Here is a 19,869-nt window from a genome sequence, read left to right on the forward strand (position 1 = left end):
TATGGGAAAATATTTCGGTACGGACGGAATTCGTGGGCATGTTGGCCAAAGTCCGATTACACCTGATTTTGTATTAAAGCTCGGTTGGGCTGCGGGTAAAGTGTTAGCGGCACAAGGTAATACACGTGTTCTTATCGGTAAAGACACGCGTATTTCTGGATATATGCTGGAGTCGGCACTTGAAGCCGGGTTTTCTGCAGCTGGTGTTAAAGTAGCTTTTCTTGGTCCGATGCCAACACCAGCCATAGCATACTTAACCAGTACGTTCAGAGCGGCTGCTGGTATTGTTATTTCTGCTTCACATAACCCTTATTACGACAACGGCATTAAGTTCTTCTCAGACACCGGCCACAAGCTTTCGGGTGAAATAGAAGCTGCGATTGAAGAGATGATCGATAAGCCTATGGATTGTGTGCCATCGGAACAGTTGGGACGTGCCTCCCGTATCCATGATGCGTCAGGACGCTATATCGAATTCTGTAAAAGCATTTTCCCGTCGGAATTGTCTTTAACTGGTCGTAAGTTAGTTATCGATTGTGCGCATGGAGCTACATATCACATAGCGCCAAGCGTATTTCGCGAATTGGGCGCTGAAGTTGTCGAAATTGGTACACAGCCGGATGGTTTAAATATCAATGCCGGTTGTGGCGCGACAGACACCGCAGCACTCTCTAAAGCGGTTGTGGAGCATAGTGCAGAACTAGGGTTAGCTTTTGATGGAGACGGAGACCGCCTTATGGTGGTTGATCATCAAGGTAAACTCGTAGATGGCGATGAGATAGTTTATATCTTAGCGAAAAACCTATTGGATGACGGTGAGCTAGAGGGCGGAGTTGCAGGTACCCTTATGAGTAATATGGGACTAGAGCTCGCATTAGAGAAACTTGGCGTACCTTTTATTCGCACTGCCGTGGGTGACCGCCACGTAATGGAAGGATTACAAGAACGACGTTGGGCGCTTGGTGGTGAAAACTCAGGTCACATTATTAACCTGAGGCATCATACTACCGGAGACGGAATTCTAGCCGCTATTCAGTTAATGACGGCACTGGTGAGAAAGGGAGCTACTGTACGAGAAATGCTTGCGGGCATGGAAAAGCTACCTCAAGTTTTAGTGAATGTTAGGTTCCAGCAAGGAACGGATCCGCTAAACGCCGACAATGTTATTTCCGCGGTTACTGAAGTTGAGAAGGCCCTTGGTAAAAAAGGGCGCGTACTTCTTCGTAAGTCGGGAACTGAACCTTTAATTCGTGTAATGGTTGAAGGGCAAGACGCGAAAGTAGTTCGCGCGTACGCTCAGCAAATTGCACAAGAAGTTGAAGCAGTGAGTAGCGATTAAACGAACAGCGTGAATTGAGATAAAAAGTTCACGCTGAAGCTTGTATCTGGCGCGGATGTTAGTTAATATCTGCGCCGCTCTGAATACACGACAGGAGACCGGAATGCGTCAACCTTTGGTGATTGCAAACTGGAAGTTAAACGGAAGTTTGAGTCTAGCTAAAGAGTTCTCTGAAGCTTGGTCATCTTTTGTTACTGAAGGCGTTTCAGCCGCCATTTGCCCGCCGATGGTATACATCGGACAAGTTGCTGCGAACTTTCCAGAAGTTATTTGGGGAGCTCAGAATTGTAGCGAATATGAGCAAGGTGCTTATACGGGTGAAGTGAGTGCGAGCATGATTGCAGAAACAGGCGCGCATTACGTGCTTGTTGGACATTCTGAGCGTCGCACTTTATTTGCTGAGTCGAATAGTTCGGTGGCTAAGAAAGCACAAGCAATACAGAGTGCGGGCATGACTCCTGTGGTTTGTATTGGTGAAACTATAGAAGAGCGTGAAGCTGGTAAAGTTTCAGAGGTTATAGAGCAGCAATTGCAACTTGGTTTAACAGATGTTGATTTAACCAATGTTGTGATAGCGTATGAGCCGGTTTGGGCTATTGGTACAGGTGTAACAGCCTCGCCTGAACAAGCACAAGAAGTGCATGCTGAAATTAGAGCTTGGTTATTCAAACAAAGCGAATCAGCGGCTGAGAAAGTACAGATTTTATATGGCGGCAGCATGAAGCCAGAAAATGCTGCTGAATTGTTAAGTCAAACCGATATCGATGGTGGCTTAATCGGTGGAGCAAGTCTCCATGTGGAACAGTTTGCTGCTATATGTAAAGCAGCTCAAGGTAATTAATTATGTATGAAGTTTTACTTGTCATTTATCTAGTTATCGCAATCTCATTAGTTGCGCTTATTCTTTTGCAAAAAGGTAAGGGTGCGGAAATGGGTGCGTCTTTTGGTTCTGGTGCTTCGAACACTGTTTTTGGTTCGTCTGGCTCTGGCAACTTCTTGACAAGAATGACCGCAATTATGGCGGTTAGCTTCTTCCTACTTAGCTTAATCTTGGGTAATATCGCGTCACAAAGCGCTAACCCAACTGACGATTGGTCTGACTTGAGCCTTCCTAGCTCAGAGCAACCAGTACAGCAGGAAGAAGAGTTACCACCAGGTAACTAAGAAAATCCTCATTTGAATTTGCCGAAGTGGTGGAATTGGTAGACACGCCATCTTGAGGGGGTGGTGCTCTAACGGGCGTACGAGTTCAAGTCTCGTCTTCGGCACCAATAGTTAACTTGTTGTTATATCTATCAAAAATGGAATGGGACGACTTACGGTGGTTGCATTCAATAGGTAACAAGGTATAATGCAAGTATTCGGACGCGGGGTGGAGCAGTCTGGTAGCTCGTCGGGCTCATAACCCGAAGGTCGTAGGTTCAAATCCTGCCCCCGCAACCAGTTCGAATTCGGTACAATAAGTAACGAATTCGGGTCGACAGGCTAATAGTTTTCGGGCCCCGACGTAGTACGGGGCTTTTTTCTATCTGGACTGGCGGCAAGATTAAGTTGATCTAAGAACTGGGCTTTATGCCCTTTTTTTGTTTTTGGAGGTTGCGTTGGCAACATTGGTAGATAAGTTAACAGACATGCTTACACCCGCTGTAGAAGCCGCTGGCTTTGAGTTATGGGGTGTAGAGTTTGTAAGAGCGGGTAAGCACTCAACATTACGTCTTTTTATTGATCATGAGAATGGGATCGATGTGGACGATTGTGCGTTAGTAAGCCGCCAAGTAAGTGCAGTGTTGGACGTAGAAGATCCAATTAGCGCTGAGTACAATTTAGAAGTTTCGTCGCCAGGCATGGATCGACCTTTATTTACACTTGCGCATTATGAAATGTTTGTAGGTGAAAAGGTTGCCGTGCAATTAAACATGCCTGTAGATAACCGCCGTAAATTTACGGGGAAATTGGTAGCCGTGGAAGGCGACCAGTTACAGATCGAAATCGATAATGAAATGTTTAACGTAAGCTTCGCTCAGATTAAAAAAGCGAATCTTGTTCCGGTATTTGATTAAGAGTGTTAACGAGGCAAACGCATGAATAAAGAGATTTTGCTAGTTGCAGAAGCGGTTTCAAATGAAAAGGCCGTACCCAAAGAGCGCATTTTTGAAGCTCTAGAAATTGCGATTGCAACGGCTACGCGCAAAAAGAACAGTGGTGACATCGATGTTCGCGTAGAAATTGACCGTACTACAGGCGACTTTGATACATTCAGACGCTGGATGGTTGTTGAAGACCCAGAGGGTGGTTTAGAAAATCCGTATGCGGAGATTTCTTTGTCTGCAGCTCAGTACGACGATCCAAGTCTTCAAGTTGGCGATTACGTTGAAGAACAAATTGAGTCGATTGCTTTTGACCGTATTACTACGCAAACAGCTAAACAAGTTATTTTCCAAAAGGTTCGTGAAGCCGAGCGTGCTCAAGTTGTTGAGCAATATGAAGACCAAGTAGGCGAACTTATTAGCGGCATGGTAAAGAAAGCGACACGCGACAATATTATCTTAGACTTAGGTAATAACGCTGAAGCTGTGATCTTCCGTGACGATATGCTTCCTCGCGAAATGGTTCGCCCTGGTGACCGTGTTCGCGGTTTACTATACGCGGTTCGCCCCGAAGCTCGCGGTGCTCAGTTATTCGTAAGTAGAACTCACCCTGAGTTCCTTATCGAACTATTTAGAATTGAAGTGCCAGAAATTGGCGAAGAAATGATTGAAATCAAGGGTGCTGCGCGCGACCCAGGTTCACGTGCGAAAATTGCCGTGAAGTCTAACGACCGTCGCATTGACCCAGTTGGTGCTTGTGTTGGTATGCGTGGCGCGCGTGTTCAAGCCGTGTCTGGTGAACTTGGCGGCGAGCGCGTTGATATTGTGATGTGGGACGATAACCCAGCACAGTTCGTAATCAACGCAATGGCTCCAGCTGAAGTTGTTTCTATCGTGATGGACGAAGAAACGCATTCAATGGACATCGCTGTTGAAGAAGGTAACTTAGCGCAAGCAATCGGACGGAATGGTCAAAACATTCGTTTAGCAAGCCAACTTACAGGTTGGGAGCTAAATGTAATGACTACAGAAGACTTTAACTCACGTAACGAAGCCGAGTCTGCTCGCTTAACTGAACTATTTACGTCAGGTTTGGACATCGACGAAGATTTCGCGGCAATCCTGATCGACGAAGGGTTCTCATCATTAGAAGAAGTGGCTTATGTTCCTGTAGCAGAGCTGTTATCTATTGATGGTTTAGACGAAGACACCGTTGAAGAGTTACGTGCTCGTGCTCGCGATTACCTAACGACAAAAGCGCTTGCAAGCGAAGAGTCGTTGGAAGGCGCTGAGCCTGATGAAACATTGTTGAATCTTGAGGGCTTAGAGCGCCACTTGGCGTTTGAGTTGGCTGCCAAAGGTGTAGTAACGCTGGAAGATTTAGCAGAACAAGGTATTGATGACCTTGAAGAAATAGAATCGTTAACACCAGAAATGGCTGGCGAATTAATTATGAAAGCCCGCAATATTTGCTGGTTTAGTGAAGAAGATAACAAGTGAGGTGAGAGTTAAATGGCAGAAGTCAAAATAGATAAACTTGCCAGTGATATCGGTACCTCCGTTGATCGCTTGCTGAAACAATTAAGTGATGCGGGTATTACTAAGAAAGCTGGTGATGCTGTAACTGAAGACGAGAAACAGCAACTATTAGCTCATTTGAATAAAGCGCACGGTGGAGACGGCGATTCAGCGCCTGCTCGTATGACTTTAAAACGCAAAACTCGCAGCACTTTGAGTGTTGGCGGTGGTAGCGGAAACAAGGCTGTACAAGTTGAGGTGCGTAAGAAGCGTACTTACGTGAAGCGCGACCCTGTTGAAGAACAAAAGCGTGAAGAAGAAGAGCGTTTAGCTGCTGAGCAAGCAGCTGCAGAAGCTGCTAAAGCGGAAGAAGAAGCGCGTGCAAAAGCAAAAGCGGAAGCAGAGAAGAAAGAAGCTGAAGCCAAGAAAGCACGTGAAGAAAAGCGTAAAGCTCAGGAAGCAGCGAAAGCTAAAGCGAAAGAGCAAGCAGCTAAAACTCCAGAAGAGAAAGCTGCGGCTGAAGCTGCGCGTGTAGAAGCAGAAAAACTTCGTCAAGCGCAAGAAGCTGAAGCGGCTAAGAAAGCTGAAGAAGAAGCTAAACGTCAAGCTGAAGAAGCTCGTAAGCTAGCTGAAGAAAACCAAGCTCGCTGGGAAGAAGAAGAGCGTCAGCGTAAGAAAGCCGAAGAGGAAGAAGTACACTTTACTACTTCTGAAACTGCGAAATACGCTGAAGAGCAGCAAGACAGCGAAGAAGAGCGTCGCTCTCGTCGCAAGAAAACTAAGCAGAAAAAGACCAAAGAAGAAGAGGAACAACCGCGTCGTGAACGTCGTCGTAAAGGCGGTAAGATGCGTGCACCTCAAACGCTTCAGCATGGGTTTAATAAACCAGCTGCACCGGTAGTGAAGGACGTGAAAATTCCTGAAACTATTACAGTAGGTGATTTGGCAAACCGTATGTCGGTGAAAGCTTCTGAACTTATCAAGACCATGATGAAAATGGGCGAGATGGTTACCATTAACCAGGTTCTCGACCAAGAAACAGCGTCTCTTGTGGTTGAAGAGCTGGGTCACACGCCAATTACTGTAAAAGACAATGCGCTTGAAGAGTCGGTACTTAGCGACCGTGAAGAAGCGGGCGAACTAACGCCACGTGCGCCAGTTGTTACGGTTATGGGTCACGTTGACCACGGTAAGACATCGTTATTGGATTACATTCGTAAAGCCAAGGTTGCAGATGGCGAAGCCGGCGGTATTACGCAGCACATTGGTGCATACCACGTAGACACCGGTCACGGCATGATTACGTTCCTTGATACACCAGGCCACGCCGCATTTACTTCAATGCGTGCTCGCGGTGCAGGTGCTACGGACGTTGTTATTCTTGTTGTCGCTGCAGACGACGGTGTTATGCCTCAAACTATTGAAGCGGTACAGCACGCGAAAGCTGCTGGCGTTCCTTTAGTAGTTGCTGTAAACAAAATTGATAAACCAGAAGCAGACCCAGACCGCGTTAAGAATGAACTTTCTCAGCATGACGTAGTTTCTGAAGAATGGGGTGGTGATACTCAATTCGTTCATGTTTCTGCGAAGTCTGGTGAGAACATCGACGCGCTACTAGAAGCTATCTTGTTGCAAGCTGAGTTACTTGACTTGCAAGCTGACCATAACGGTATGGCACAAGGTATTGTTATCGAATCGCGCTTGGACAAAGGTCGTGGTCCAGTAGCTACAGTACTTGTACAAAGCGGTACGCTAAACCGCGGCGACATCGTGCTTTGTGGTTTGGAATATGGTCGTATTCGAGCGATGCGTGACGAACTCGGTAGAGACATACAGTCTGCTGGTCCTTCAATTCCTGCTGAGATTCTTGGCCTGTCAGGCGTACCTCAAGCTGGTGATGAAGTTACCGTGGTGAAAGACGAGCGTAAAGCCCGTGAAGTTTCGAACTATCGTCAAGGTAAATACCGTGACGTGAAACTGGCTCGCCAGCAAAAAGCTAAACTTGAAAATATGTTTAGTAACATGCAGGAAGGTGATGTTTCTGAGCTTAATATTGTATTGAAGTCTGACGTACAAGGTTCACTGGAAGCAATTTCAGATTCATTAATGAAGCTTTCAACTGATGAAGTGAAGGTAAACATTGTGGGTAGCGGTGTAGGTGGTATTACTGAAACCGACGTAACCTTGGCTGGTGCTTCGAACGCAATCGTAATTGGTTTTAACGTTCGTGCTGATGCTTCTGCGCGTAAAGCTATTGAGAGCGAAACCATCGAGTTACGCTACTACAGCGTAATTTACGACCTAATTGATGAAATCAAGCAAGCAATGACGGGTATGTTGTCGCCTGAATTCAAACAGGAGATTATCGGCCTTGCGGAAGTTCGTGACGTGTTTAAGTCACCGAAGATCGGCGCAATTGCAGGTTGTATGGTTACGGAAGGCATCGTGAAACGTTCTGCTCCAATTCGTGTACTACGTGAAAACGTAGTGATTTACGAAGGTGAGTTGGAGTCACTACGCCGCTTTAAAGATGACGTTCAAGAAGTTCGCAACGGTATGGAATGTGGTATCGGTGTTAAGAACTATAATGACGTTAAAGTAGGCGACCAAATCGAAGTATTCGAGACGGTTCAAGTAGAACGTAGCCTTTAATCGTTAAGACAAAAGCCGATCTGTGTGTCGCACTGATCGGCTTTTTTGACTCTAGGAGAAATAAAATGGGTGACTTTAAGCGCGTGGACCGTTTTTCACAGCAGCTGCAACGAGAAGTCGCGATGATTTTACAGCGTGAAATCAAAGATCCGCGAGTCGTTATGCCTACGGTTTCAGACGTCGAAGTGTCTCGAGACCTTTCATACGCCAAAGTTTTTATTACGTTTTTACAAGACGATGATGAGGCGAACAAGCAAGCACTGTCTGTACTTAACGAAGCTTCTGGCTATATTCGCTCGCTATTAGGTAAGCGTTTGAAAGCACGAGTTACACCTCAACTTAAATTTATGCACGACCAGTCAACCACTGAAGGCATGAGAATGTCAGCATTGGTGCGTGAAGCTCGCGAGTCTGATGAGCTTAAGAAGCGTGGTTCGTCAGAGGAAGAATAAGTGGCGAGAAGAAGAAAGAATGGACGTAACGTTCATGGCATGATTCTTATCGACAAGCCTGAGGGTATTACTTCAAACCGAGTGGTACAGGTTACACGTCGCTTGTTTAATGCGAATCGAGCTGGGCATACCGGTGCGTTAGACCCTTTAGCTACAGGTATGCTTCCGGTGTGTTTAGGTGAGGCGACAAAGTTTTCTCAGTTCCTTTTAGACGCCGACAAGTCTTATCGTGTAACGGCTAAGCTAGGTGAGCGCACCAATACCAGCGACGCCGACGGTGAAGTCATAGAAACTAAAAGTGTACCGTCAGTTGGTGTTCCTGAACTTGAACAAGCCATTGCGCCTTTTAAGGGTGAAATTGAGCAAGTGGCGTCAATGTTTTCTGCGCTGAAATATGAGGGGAAACCTTTATACGAATACGCGCGTGCCGGCATAGAAGTACCAAGAAAGAAACGCCGAATAACGCTTTACAGTATCGACATAGTTGATATTGATTTGCCGTTTATCACATTAGACGTGGCTTGTAGTAAAGGAACTTATATTCGTTCTTTTATTGATGACTTAGGCCAAGCTTTAGGCTGCGGTGCGCACGTTACCGTGTTAAGAAGAACGGCTGTTGCTGATTATCCGATGCAGTCAATGTTGTCGTTATCGGCTCTTGAAGAGTTAGCCAGTAGCCTTCCAGAAGGTGAGTACACTGATTTAGATCAGTTATTGCTTCCTATGGACACGCCAGTGGCTTCGCTTCCGTTAGCTACGGTGAGTGACGTGATGGTTGGTGCATTTACTCATGGGCAGCCTTTAGATCTTGAAGCGAGTGAGCCTTTGCTTCGCATATTTGATGACCAGGGTGTATTTTGGGGACTGGCGGAGCAGCAAGAAGATAAGCGCTTCTGGCCGAAACGCGTCGTGGTCTATAGTTAAATTATAGGTTGTAAATTAATAGGCGGGCTCGTATAATGCGCGCTCGAAATTACTGGGGCTAAATTAGTGATTGGCTTCAGTTGACTTAAACGCAAGCACACTCTTGCATATTTTTTGGAGTAAGTTATGTCACTAACTGCTGAACAGAAAGCACAAGTTGTTAAAGATTTTGCACAAGGCGAAGGCGATACAGGTTCACCTGAAGTACAAGTAGCACTTCTAACTGCCCGCATCACGCACTTGCAAGATCACTTTAAAGAGCACAAGCACGACCACCACTCTCGCCGTGGTTTGCTACGTATGGTTAGCCAACGTCGTAAGTTGCTTGACTACTTAAAAGGTAAGAGCGAACAGCGTTACCTAGACCTGATCAAGCGTCTTGAATTACGTCGCTAATCAGCAAAAATGAAGTTTATTTAAAAAAAGGGGCCTAATTGGCCCCTTTTGTTTTTCGTTCGGGCAATGAATCCGTTATACTGCCTGCGCAAGAAATGTAAGATAAACGGTCTATAGTTAGGCCAAATGCACAAATAAAGAGTTTGTGTATGTCAGTCAGCCCGGGTTGGGCAAATGTAAGCAAAGGAAAAGAAAACGTGAATCCAATTATTAAACAATTTCAATATGGTCAGCACACAGTAACGCTTGAAACAGGTGCTATCGCACGCCAAGCAACTGCTGCAGTAATGGCAACAGTGGACGACACTTCAGTATTAGTATCTGTAGTTGGTAAAAAAGAAGCTCGTCCAGATGCTGACTTCTTCCCGCTCACTGTAAATTATCAAGAAAGAACGTATGCAGCGGGTAAAATTCCAGGAGGCTTTTTCAAACGTGAAGGTCGTCCTTCTGAGAACGAAACATTAACTTGTCGTCTTATCGACCGTCCTATTCGTCCTCTATTCCCTGAAGGGTTTTTTAACGAAGTACAAGTTGTAGCAACTGTTGTGTCGTTAAATCCTGAAGTATCTCCAGACATCGTAGCTCTAATTGGTACTTCTGCAGCTCTAGCAATTTCTGGTATTCCATTTAATGGCCCTATCGGTGCTGCTCGTGTTGGTGTTGTAAACAACGAATATGTTTTGAACCCTTCACAAACTGAACTAGAAAGCTCTGATCTTGACCTAGTGGTAGCTGGTACTGAAGCTGCTGTTCTTATGGTTGAGTCTGAAGCAAATCTTCTTAGCGAAGACACCATGCTAGGTGCAGTTGTATACGGTCACGAGCAAATGCAAGCAGTAGTTTCTGCGATTAACGAATTTGCAGCTGAAGTAAATACGCCTAAGTGGGATTGGTCTCCAGCAGAACCGAATACTTCTCTTATCGAGAAAGTTCGTGCTTTAGCTGCTGAGAAGATTGGCGACGCATACCGCATTACCGATAAAGCTGAGCGTAAAGACGCGATTACAGCTGTTCGTAATGAAATGATGGAAAAACTACGTAGTGAAGACGAAGAGCTGAATGAAAAAGAAGCTGGCGATATCTTCCATGACCTAGAGTCTGAAGTTGTTCGCTCTCGCATTATTGCGGGTGAACCACGTATCGACGGTCGTGAACCAGATATGGTTCGTGCATTACACGTTGCAACAGGTGTGTTGCCACGTACACACGGTTCTGCAATCTTTACTCGCGGCGAAACTCAGGCGCTTGTTACTGCAACGCTTGGTACAGAGCGTGATGCACAAAACATCGATGAAATTCTTGGCGCGCGCACAGACCGCTTCATGCTTCACTATAACTTCCCTCCGTACTGTGTTGGTGAAACAGGTATGGTTGGTTCTCCGAAGCGTCGTGAAATCGGTCATGGTCGTTTGGCGAAGCGCGGTGTGTTAGCGGTAATGCCAAGTGTAGAAGAATTCCCGTACACAGTTCGTGTGGTTTCTGAAATCACAGAATCAAACGGTTCAAGCTCAATGGCTTCTGTTTGTGGTACTTCACTTGCGTTGATGGACGCCGGTGTACCGATTAAATCATCTGTTGCAGGTATCGCAATGGGTCTTGTGAAAGAAGGCGACAAGTTTGTTGTTCTTTCTGACATCTTGGGTGACGAAGATCACCTAGGTGACATGGACTTTAAAGTTGCAGGTAGCACTGAAGGTGTAACTGCACTGCAAATGGATATCAAAATCGAGGGTATCACTAAAGAAATCATGCAACAGGCATTGGCTCAAGCTAAAGCTGCTCGTCTTCATATCTTAACCGTTATGGACGAAGCACTGGGCGGAGCACGTGAAGAAGTATCTTCATTCGCGCCTCGTTTCCATGTGATGAAGATTAACCCTGAGAAGATTCGTGATGTTATCGGTAAAGGTGGTGCAGTGATTCGTGAGTTAACCGAGTCAACCAATACTAATATCGAAATTAACGATGACGGTACAATTAAGATTGCTGCAACTGACGAGAAAGACGCGAAAGCTGCAGTAGAAAAAATTGAAGCGTTAACAGCTGAAGTAGAAGTTGGTCGCATTTACGAAGGTAAAGTTGCACGTATCGTAGACTTTGGTGCGTTCGTAACAGTATTACCTGGTAAAGACGGTCTTGTTCATATCTCTCAAATCGCTGAAGAGCGCGTTGAGAACGTGAACGACTACTTAACTGTTGGTCAAACAGTGAACGTTAAAGTTCTAGAGATTGACCGTCAGGGCCGTGTACGTTTAAGCATGAAAGAGGCTGCTCCGAAAGAAGAAAAGCCTGAAGAGAGTGACGGTTCTGAAGCTTCAGAATAAGCTCTATGCTGATGCAAAAAGGCCACTTCATTTGAAGTGGCCTTTTTATTTGTAAAGATTATTTTAGCAGTGGCTGAAATTTAAAGACGGGTATGCTGTAATGAAAACACTAACGATAAGGAGACGTAAGTGTTAAGAATTCTATCGATTGCCGCATTAGCTGTAGGTCTGAGTGCTTGTGCGCAACTTCCTACGAAAACAATTTCCACTTCTGAGCGCACGGATGAAACTCAGGCTTCAGAGGAACCTTCACGCAGCCCTCGTGCTGACTTAGCGATTATCGAGCCGCTACCCGCCTCTAGAGCCGCACAAAGCGAGGTTGCGCAAATCTCTATGCTGTTAGAAGGTGAGGAGTTGTCGGAAGAGCAACGACCAGTCGCTTTGTATCGTAGAGGCGTGTTATACGACCAAATGGGCTTGCCTGCGCTAGCTATGTTAAGCATGAACCAAGTGATTGAACTTGACCCTCGGTTCTTCGATGCCTGGCACTATATGGGCATTTATTATATGCAGCACGGCGACTATCAACGCGCATATGAAGCCTTCGATAGTGTGTTAGAGCTTAGCCCTGAACACGAGTATGTGTATTTAAATCGTGGTTTAGCTTCTTATTATGACCAGCAATTTGATTTAGCCTTAAATGACTTAGCAGATTTTTACTTTCAGAATACCTCCGATCCATATCGAATTATCTGGTATTACTTTGCCTTTAGAGAAGTGAATGAAACACGCGCTGTTGAACAGCTCAGTTCAAATCGAGACGATATTATTGATGATCCTTGGGGCTTAACCTTAGTGGACTATTTCCTAGGTCGGGTAAGCGAGCAACAGCTTATGAATCGAGCGTTTGATAATGTGGAAAGTCATCGCCAACTACTAGAAAGGCTTTGTGAAGCGTACTTTTATTTAGGAAAAGAAGCGGCTATGGCGAATGAGAACAATAGAGCGATGAACTTCTTTAAACTGTCACTAATGACTAATATTTATGACTTTATCGAGTACCGTGTTGCCCGCACAGAGCTAACACGTCTGAGATCCCAAGACTCTGAACAAGCTCAAGGCAGTGAATCTTAAACATTGCCTCGTCATTTTAGGACTAACATTATTGGTTGTGGGGAGTTCTCCTAGCTGGTCTCCCCAAACACGTCTAGCAATGCCATCTACCGCAGTTAAGGCTGCGGCGAACCAACCTAATTTATATGCCCAGAAAGACCTTGTGCGTGTGTATAACGACCTTCAGAAGCGCTCTGAGCATCAACTGTGGCTTCGTCGCTCTGCGTTACTAGGTGATGTTGAATCCGCTATTACACTCGCTAACCTATTGCCGGATGAGAGCAGAGCTTGGCTAACACACGCGGCAGACTTGGGCTCGACACAAGCGCGAGTTGAATTAAGTTACGCGCAAATAGATACACCTCCTAACTATACAATTGCCAGCGAAGCGATAGCTAATTTAACCGTTCCTCAGCGCAATCAATTAGCAATATTGGCAATGAGCTGGGATCAGCAAGCAACAGCTCAGCATTGGCGTAATATCGCGCCAGAAACAACGCGTTGGCAAAACCGTATTGAAGTCGATGATTGGTTTCGTGCCGCGACTAATCAATGTGATCGACATTTAGTGTTGTACACAGAGAACCCTAGTTCGATACCGAAGTTATATGACTGGCTTTATCAGATTAAAAAGCAATTTACCCCCAGTGCAGGAAGACTATGCGTAAGCAAAGCCCTGCCTCATCAAGCCTTGAGTTGCTCGCCTGTTGAAGGTAGGGCGCATTGCCAGCATCAAAGCTTCGAAGTGGAAAATAGCACGGCTGTTTACGTAACAGAGCGGGGGAGAGCGAATACTCGCAATGGTGTGGTATTTATAAACGACAGTACATCGTGGCATGTGTTCATACATGAACTTGCTCACGCTTGGGGTTTAGCCGATGAGTATCGCATGCACATCAGCGTGCGAGAGCCGTTTTGTGAAGGTCAATTCAGTTTTACGGCGAAAAACCTAGTGGTCTCTGACAGTAGTTTACTCACAGATTCTGAATATCAGAATTTCTTGTCTACCTTACCTTGGAGAGAAGAGCTTACTGTAGAAGCTGCGTCTAGGGTAAGAATTATGGGTATTGATTATTGGCGATTAGGCAGCTCTAGCGGTGACGGTATAGGTTTGTATCCGGCTGCAACATGCGAAGGTACAGGTGTTCAAGCTTGGAAGCCTCTGCGGGCTATGACTTTTATGGAGCAAGCTGAAATAGGGAAGATTCCAACACTATATTTAGAGTGGATGCTAGAGCCTAACTTATAGGCTCTAGCTTTAATGGATTATTTAACTTCAATACCTGCAGCTTGAAGATCTGCATGGTATGAAGAACGCACCAATGGGCCCGACGCCGCTTGAGTGAAGCCCATTTTGTCTGCTTCTTCCTTAAACATCGCGAATTCATCAGGTGTGACATAGCGTGTGACAGGAATATGGTGGCGACTTGGCTGCAAGTATTGACCAATGGTAAGCATGTCTACGTCGTGTCGACGTAAATCTTCCATGACCTGCAAGATTTCCTCATTAGTTTCGCCTAACCCAACCATTAATCCTGACTTTGTGCGAACGTCTGGGCGCCGTTCTTTATATCGCTTCAATAAGTCTAGAGACCATTGATAGTTTGCACCTGGGCGAGCTGCACGGTACATACGAGGCACGGTTTCAAGATTGTGATTGAAAACGTCCGGTGCTTCGTCACTAAGAATATCTAGTGCGATATCCATACGGCCACGAAAGTCAGGTACAAGTATTTCAATTTTAATACCTGGCGTGCGAGAGCGTATTTCACGAATACAATCCGCAAAGTGTTGCGCACCGCCGTCTCGAAGGTCATCACGGTCCACAGAAGTAATTACAACGTAATTTACACCCATATCTGCAATGGTTTCGCCAAGCTTTACGGCTTCTTCTGGATCAACCGGTAGAGGTCGACCATGCGCTACGTCGCAGAAAGGGCATCGGCGTGTACATATTGCGCCAAGAATCATGAACGTTGCCGTACCATGATTAAAGCACTCAGGAAGGTTAGGGCAAGAAGCTTCCTCACATACTGAGTGTAAGCCATGCTTTCGCATCGCCTTTTTAATATGGTCGATACGTTCTGTAGAGGCAGGTAACCTTACTTTCAACCATTCAGGTTTGCGGAGCATTTCATCTCGTTCAGTAGGAACGACTTGAACCGGAATTAACGCCATTTTATCGGCGTCTCTAAGTTTTACACCGGGTTCTACTCTAACTGGCTTTGACATATTGACTCTCTAGTCCGCTTTGTTCTTGAGTGGATTCGTACTGCATTTCTTTAATAAAGGCTTGTGTAACACGTTCAGCCGCTTCCGCGAATGTGGTTGGTCCACCGTGGTCCGCGGTTTGTGTCATCACCATACCGGCATAACCGCATGGATTTATGCGATGAAAAGGCGACAGGTCCATGTTTACATTCAGTGCTAAGCCATGGAAGCTGCACCCCTTACGAATACGCAAGCCTAATGAACATACTTTCTCTTCACCAATATAGACGCCAGGTGCGTCTGGTCTTGGAGCGCTCGTAATACCATACGGCTCAAGTGCCTTTACGACACTGTTCTCTATCGCTGTAACCAAGTTACGCACGCCTATTTTTCTTCGGCGAATGTCGATCATGAAATATACGACAACTTGCCCTGGTCCGTGATAAGTGACTTGTCCGCCTCGGTCAACGGGTACAACAGGAATATCTCCTGGAGCTAAAAGATGTTCTTCTTTACCCGCTTGGCCCTGAGTGAAGACAGGAGGATGTTCAACTACCCAGAGTTCGTCTTGTGTGTCTTGGTCGCGGCTATCCGTAAATTCCTGCATAGCGTGCCATACGGGAACGTAGTCAAGCTGGCCAAGATGGCGAATTATGATCTCATTCATACAGGCTGTGCTCTTATAGAACGTGTCTTACGCCTTCGATACGTGCAAGACTCTGATATAAGGTTTCAACGTGGTCTTTGTCTGTTACCGTAACTCGAATTGTTACCGAGTGGTAATTGCCTTTGCTTGAGGCTTTAGTTTCTGGGTTGTAGTCGCCAGGTGCATGTTCTTGCACAACTTCCACCACTTCTTCAGTAAGTCCGTCTCTTGCGACAGCCATTACTTTGTATGTAAACAAGCAAGGGAAGTCTAATAGTTCATCAAATTTAGTTTTCATCGGTAGACTCCTCAACACTAACCGGACGCGAATTTCTAAATGCTTGAGCAAGTTGGTCGGTTATTCTACCAGTTTTTCCGTCTGCGATCAGTTGTTCGCCAACAGTTCCGACCGGTTGAACTTCTCGGGTTGAGCTTGATAGGAAGCATTCGTCTGCTTGCATGAGGTCTTCGACTGAAAACGCCTCTTCTTTAAGCTCTAAACCCAGTTCGTGGGCTAGCTGAATAATCCACTCTCGAGTGATTCCTGCAAGAATTAGCTCATCTGCGGGCGGGGTGTAAATGACTTCATCTTTAACGATAAAGTAGTTACACGACGCTCCTTCTGTAATGCGTCCTGCGCGATGAAGAATAGGCTCAAACCCACCTTTTCTATGCGCTTCTCTCTTTAGATGAATATTGCCTAACAAGCTAATGCTTTTAATATCGCAACGATGCCAACGGATGTCTTCTAGTAACTCAACATTAACGGGTGGTGGAGTTGTTGTAGGTGGTGTCCAATGGGAGGCTGTTGCCATAAATGTCGGTTCAATATCCTCACTTGGAAGGTGAGCACGAGGATATTCCGCACCTCGAGTCACTTGGATATATACAATGGCGTTCGCTTCTGGTACTTGCTCTGCCAATGTTTGTAAAACACTCACCCATTCGTCGTTCGACAAAGGGTTAGGAATATCTATTGCTTCAAGGCTACGCTCTAGTCTTTCTAAATGATGATCGATAAGTAACGGATGACCTTGATAAAACGGAACGACCTCGTAAATACCGTCCGCAAACAAAAAGCCGCGGTCAAAAACAGAGACCACGGCTTGATCAGGGCGAAGCCACTCGCCGTTTAAATAAACTAGGCTCATTCGTCAGAGAATCTCCGCTTAATACTGTCCATCATGCGCTTAAAGAAGCCACCGCGCTGAACTTCATGTAGCGTTACTAATGGGAATGTCGCTATAACTTCTTCGTCCAAAGTTAGATTAACCGTGCCTACTTGCTCTCCCGCTTCTAAAGGAGCTTCTAGCGGACGGTCTAGAATAAAGTTGGCGTCTAAGTTTTGTCTCTGGCCACGTGGGATTGTTACAACCACGTCGTCTTGTACGCCTAATGTAATTTCGTCGCGGCTACCACCCCAAATGCGCTGGCTAGCAAAGCTTTCACCAGACTGGTATGCGGTGATGGTTTCAAAGTAACGGAAACCATAGTTCAATAGCTTTTTAGACTCTACAGCACGAGAATTCTCGCTGTCAGTGCCCATAACCACAGTAATCAGGCGTGTGTCACCGTCTACAGCTGAAGTAATAAGGCTGTAACCAGACTCGTCTGTATGGCCTGTTTTCACACCGTCTACGTCTAAACTTCTGTCCCAAAGTAGAGAGTTACGGTTATATTGACGAATGTCGTTATACGTAAATTCACGTTCGCTATGTAAGCGGTAAGTTTCTGGCAACTCACGAATTAATGCTGCGGTAAGCAAAGCCATGTCGTAAGCTGTTGTTTCTTGCCCTGGTGCCGGTAACCCGTGAGGGTTTCTAAATACTGTATTGGTCATGCCAATGTCTTGTGCATGAGCATTCATAAGGTCTGCGAAAGAGTCTGAAGCACCAGCGATATGCTCTGCCATAGCTACAGAAGCGTCGTTTCCTGAAGAAATAACGATGCCGCGTTGCAAGTCAGCTACGGAAACCTCGCGACCAACTTCGATAAACATTAATGAAGAACCTGGGAAGTTACGTGCCCACGCGTTCTCGCTAATCGTAACCATGTCGTCTAAAGAAATAGTGCCACGCTCAAGTTCTTTACCAATAATATAATTGGTCATCACTTTGGTTAAACTCGCTGGCCCATGCGTATCATGCTCATTCTCACTGGCGATGATTTGCCCAGTCGTGTAGTCCATAAGAATAAAGCTTCTTGCGTCTATGCTGGGCGCTGGGGGAACTATAGCGTTTGCCGAGAAAGAAAGTGCGGAGAGAAGTACTGCACTGGCTGAAATAAGTGGTTTTAAGACGTTCTTGTTCATGAGTCTAGAAGCTCTCTTTGTTCTTTAATTATGAATGGACAAGATTTAGGTGTTCAATAAACGGCGGAATTATACCAGATTATTCTGGTGCCTCCGAGCTTTCAGAAGGGTTTTGTTCGCTATTTTCAGAGCTGAATTCAACTCTAAATGCGCCTTCATAACCGTCAGCTCGTAATTGAGACAACCACCGTGCAGCCTCTAATTCACCAAATGGACCGGCTAACAGTTTATGTAGACCGTTGTTCTGGTAAATAGTTGCGGATAGGTTAAAGTTTTCTTGAAGTTCTGTCGCTGCGTTTTCGGCATTTTTGCGTTCTTGCGTTGCAGCAATTTGAATAAATAGGCCATGCAAAGATTGTGGCAACTCGCTTTGTTGTTCTTCGGGTGCCGCCACAATAGTCTCACTAACTTCAACGGGCTCTGAACTGTCAGACTGCTCCGCTAAATCTTCTAGCTCTGGCTGTAGCACTTCAATACGTACCTGCGCTGTCCCTGTTTCCGTGACACCCAGGCGGTAGGCAGCAGCATAGGAAAGATCAATGATGCGACCATCATGGAATGGACCGCGGTCATTGACGCGAACAATGGCTTCTTCTCCATTGTCTAAGTTAGTTACGCGCACATAACTCGGTAATGGCAGAGTTTTGTGTGCCGCGGACATACTAAACATATTAAAATACTCACCATTTGAGGTGAGATGGCCATGAAATTTTTGGCCGTACCAAGACGCAATTCCTGTTTCTTCGTATCCTCTTACGTCCTCTACAATTTGGTAGTCTTCACCGAATAAGGAGTAGGGCGCGTTACCTTGCCTAGTGTATGGTTCAAACCTAGGCGTTGGGTCCATAGTTTCAGCTTCAGTCGGCGTACGTGTGGGCGCATGGTCTTGGTCTATTTGGTAACGGCCGCCCGAAGTTTGGCTGCAGCCACTGATTAACAGGCTTAAAGCCGAAACTAGAAAGAGATACTTCTTCATTACATCTGCCTACGAAGACGTTCAGAAAGTTGGAACACCACCATCGCATATAACGGGCTGTGGTTATAGCGCGTTATGGCGTAAAAATTTTGGAAACCCACCCAGTAAGATGCGTTGCCTTGTGCTTCTTCAAATTTAAATAATCGAGCTCTTGTGTTGCTTGTTAGCTCTGTTGTGAACGCAACATGGTGCTCCTGTATCTCACCTACGGTATGGGTAAGTTGTGTGCCTCGAGAAGAGATTAGGGTATTAAATTCATGTTCTGAACTAGGCCACGCTGGCGTTATAATAGGCTGGTTTCTTTGCCAATTATGGCGAGCAAAATAGTTTGCAACACTACCAATGGCGTCAACAGGGTTGTTCAGAAGGTCGCGTTGTCCGTCTTGGTCAAAGTCTACCGCGTAGGCGCGGTAACTAGACGAAATAAATTGACCGAAACCCATAGCTCCTGCATAAGAACCATTTAGCGTACTTGGGTCTAGTTGTTCCTCTGCGACTAATGCTAAAAAGTGTTGCAGCTCCGAACGGAAGAATTGTGCGCGAGGAGGGTAGTGAAAAGCTAGCGTATATAAGCTATCCAGAACGCGATGACGCCCCATAATCTGGCCATATGATGTTTCTACACCAAGGATAGCGAGGATAATTTCGGCTGGAACCCCGTATTCCTCTTCGGCTCGCAAAAGAGTGTCTTGGTGCTCTTGCCAAAAGGCTATGCCGTTGGCTACACGTGATTCGGTTAAAAAGATCGGGTAATACTGAAACCAAGGTTTCGCTTCCCAAGGACGGGCTATCGCGTCTAAAACGTCCTGGCTACGCTGGGCATTTTGTAGGATTTGCTCGGCAGTGGTTCGGTCAATCTGAAACTTCTCTTCCAGTTCCTCATAGAAGTCAGCACTAATCTGAATAGGGGTCGAATTAACTTGTGTAGTGAATAGTATGGCAATGCTTATACATAATGCCTTTAAAGCTTTCATAGAATC

General features: G+C 45.8%; 19 protein-coding genes and 2 tRNA genes. 14 read left to right on the plus strand and 7 right to left on the minus strand.

Going from position 1 to position 19,869, the window contains the following annotated elements:
• Window position 1 precedes the first annotated feature (1 nt).
• From glmM to EYQ95_RS01785, 14 genes are all read left to right on the plus strand, one after another.
• Complete coding sequence (gene glmM, locus EYQ95_RS01720) at window positions 2-1,339, plus strand: phosphoglucosamine mutase (protein WP_111914851.1); 1,338 nt, start codon at window positions 2-4, stop codon at window positions 1,337-1,339.
• A gap of 103 nt (window positions 1,340-1,442) precedes the next feature.
• Window positions 1,443-2,180: a triose-phosphate isomerase gene (tpiA, locus tag EYQ95_RS01725; RefSeq protein WP_111914486.1), complete on the plus strand. Its 738-nt coding sequence runs from the start codon at window positions 1,443-1,445 to the stop codon at window positions 2,178-2,180.
• Window positions 2,181-2,182: 2 nt separating this feature from the next.
• Entirely contained in the window at window positions 2,183-2,503 is a 321-nt protein-coding gene (gene secG / locus EYQ95_RS01730; RefSeq protein WP_111914484.1) for a preprotein translocase subunit SecG, read from the plus strand.
• Window positions 2,504-2,523: 20 nt separating this feature from the next.
• Window positions 2,524-2,610, plus strand: a tRNA-Leu gene (locus EYQ95_RS01735).
• Between the two features lie 95 nt (window positions 2,611-2,705).
• Window positions 2,706-2,782: transfer RNA gene (locus tag EYQ95_RS01740), tRNA-Met, on the plus strand.
• A gap of 158 nt (window positions 2,783-2,940) precedes the next feature.
• A complete protein-coding gene (gene rimP / locus EYQ95_RS01745; RefSeq protein WP_111914482.1) occupies window positions 2,941-3,399 on the plus strand; it encodes a ribosome maturation factor RimP in 459 nt (152 codons plus the stop codon).
• A gap of 21 nt (window positions 3,400-3,420) precedes the next feature.
• Window positions 3,421-4,926, plus strand: coding sequence for a transcription termination factor NusA (nusA, locus tag EYQ95_RS01750; RefSeq protein ID WP_111914480.1), 1,506 nt, complete (start codon window positions 3,421-3,423; stop codon window positions 4,924-4,926).
• A 12-nt stretch (window positions 4,927-4,938) separates the two neighbouring features.
• Window positions 4,939-7,596: a translation initiation factor IF-2 gene (gene infB / locus EYQ95_RS01755; RefSeq protein ID WP_111914478.1), complete on the plus strand. Its 2,658-nt coding sequence runs from the start codon at window positions 4,939-4,941 to the stop codon at window positions 7,594-7,596.
• A 65-nt stretch (window positions 7,597-7,661) separates the two neighbouring features.
• Entirely contained in the window at window positions 7,662-8,048 is a 387-nt protein-coding gene (gene rbfA / locus EYQ95_RS01760; protein ID WP_111914476.1) for a 30S ribosome-binding factor RbfA, read from the plus strand.
• Between the two features lie 39 nt (window positions 8,049-8,087).
• Window positions 8,088-8,972, plus strand: a complete 885-nt coding sequence (gene truB / locus EYQ95_RS01765; protein ID WP_207916196.1) for a tRNA pseudouridine(55) synthase TruB — start codon at window positions 8,088-8,090, stop codon at window positions 8,970-8,972.
• Window positions 8,973-9,098: 126 nt separating this feature from the next.
• A complete protein-coding gene (gene rpsO, locus EYQ95_RS01770) occupies window positions 9,099-9,368 on the plus strand; it encodes a 30S ribosomal protein S15 (protein WP_111914472.1) in 270 nt (89 codons plus the stop codon).
• Window positions 9,369-9,517: 149 nt separating this feature from the next.
• Window positions 9,518-11,692: a polyribonucleotide nucleotidyltransferase gene (pnp, locus tag EYQ95_RS01775; RefSeq protein WP_370451212.1), complete on the plus strand. Its 2,175-nt coding sequence runs from the start codon at window positions 9,518-9,520 to the stop codon at window positions 11,690-11,692.
• Window positions 11,693-11,821: 129 nt separating this feature from the next.
• Window positions 11,822-12,766 (plus strand): lipoprotein NlpI, encoded by a 945-nt coding sequence (gene nlpI / locus EYQ95_RS01780; RefSeq protein WP_111914470.1) that lies wholly within the window; start codon window positions 11,822-11,824, stop codon window positions 12,764-12,766.
• On the plus strand, window positions 12,756-13,994 hold the full coding sequence (locus tag EYQ95_RS01785; protein WP_165924683.1) for a hypothetical protein: 1,239 nt from the start codon (window positions 12,756-12,758) through the stop codon (window positions 13,992-13,994). The genes nlpI and EYQ95_RS01785 overlap by 11 nt, the downstream gene beginning before the upstream one ends.
• A gap of 17 nt (window positions 13,995-14,011) precedes the next feature.
• Here EYQ95_RS01785 and lipA read toward each other — a convergent pair whose 3' ends face one another.
• From lipA to mltB, 7 genes are all read right to left on the minus strand, one after another.
• On the minus strand, window positions 14,012-14,977 hold the full coding sequence (lipA, locus tag EYQ95_RS01790; protein ID WP_111914466.1) for a lipoyl synthase: 966 nt from the start codon (window positions 14,975-14,977) through the stop codon (window positions 14,012-14,014).
• Window positions 14,961-15,623: a lipoyl(octanoyl) transferase LipB gene (gene lipB / locus EYQ95_RS01795; protein ID WP_111914464.1), complete on the minus strand. Its 663-nt coding sequence runs from the start codon at window positions 15,621-15,623 to the stop codon at window positions 14,961-14,963. The genes lipA and lipB overlap by 17 nt, the downstream gene beginning before the upstream one ends.
• Window positions 15,624-15,636: 13 nt before the next feature.
• Entirely contained in the window at window positions 15,637-15,900 is a 264-nt protein-coding gene (gene ybeD, locus EYQ95_RS01800) for a DUF493 family protein YbeD (RefSeq protein WP_111914462.1), read from the minus strand.
• Window positions 15,890-16,753, minus strand: coding sequence for an aminotransferase class IV (locus EYQ95_RS01805; protein WP_111914460.1), 864 nt, complete (start codon window positions 16,751-16,753; stop codon window positions 15,890-15,892). The genes ybeD and EYQ95_RS01805 overlap by 11 nt, the downstream gene beginning before the upstream one ends.
• Window positions 16,750-17,913: a serine hydrolase gene (locus EYQ95_RS01810; protein ID WP_111914459.1), complete on the minus strand. Its 1,164-nt coding sequence runs from the start codon at window positions 17,911-17,913 to the stop codon at window positions 16,750-16,752. The genes EYQ95_RS01805 and EYQ95_RS01810 overlap by 4 nt, the downstream gene beginning before the upstream one ends.
• A gap of 79 nt (window positions 17,914-17,992) precedes the next feature.
• The gene (locus tag EYQ95_RS27210) at window positions 17,993-18,889 is read right to left on the minus strand and encodes a septal ring lytic transglycosylase RlpA family protein (RefSeq protein ID WP_111914457.1); all 897 of its coding nucleotides are present in this window, start codon (window positions 18,887-18,889) and stop codon (window positions 17,993-17,995) included.
• Complete coding sequence (mltB, locus tag EYQ95_RS01820; RefSeq protein ID WP_111914455.1) at window positions 18,889-19,863, minus strand: lytic murein transglycosylase B; 975 nt, start codon at window positions 19,861-19,863, stop codon at window positions 18,889-18,891. The genes EYQ95_RS27210 and mltB overlap by 1 nt, the downstream gene beginning before the upstream one ends.
• Window positions 19,864-19,869: the final 6 nt, after the last annotated feature.

This window comes from Lysobacter sp. N42 (assembly GCF_004344885.1).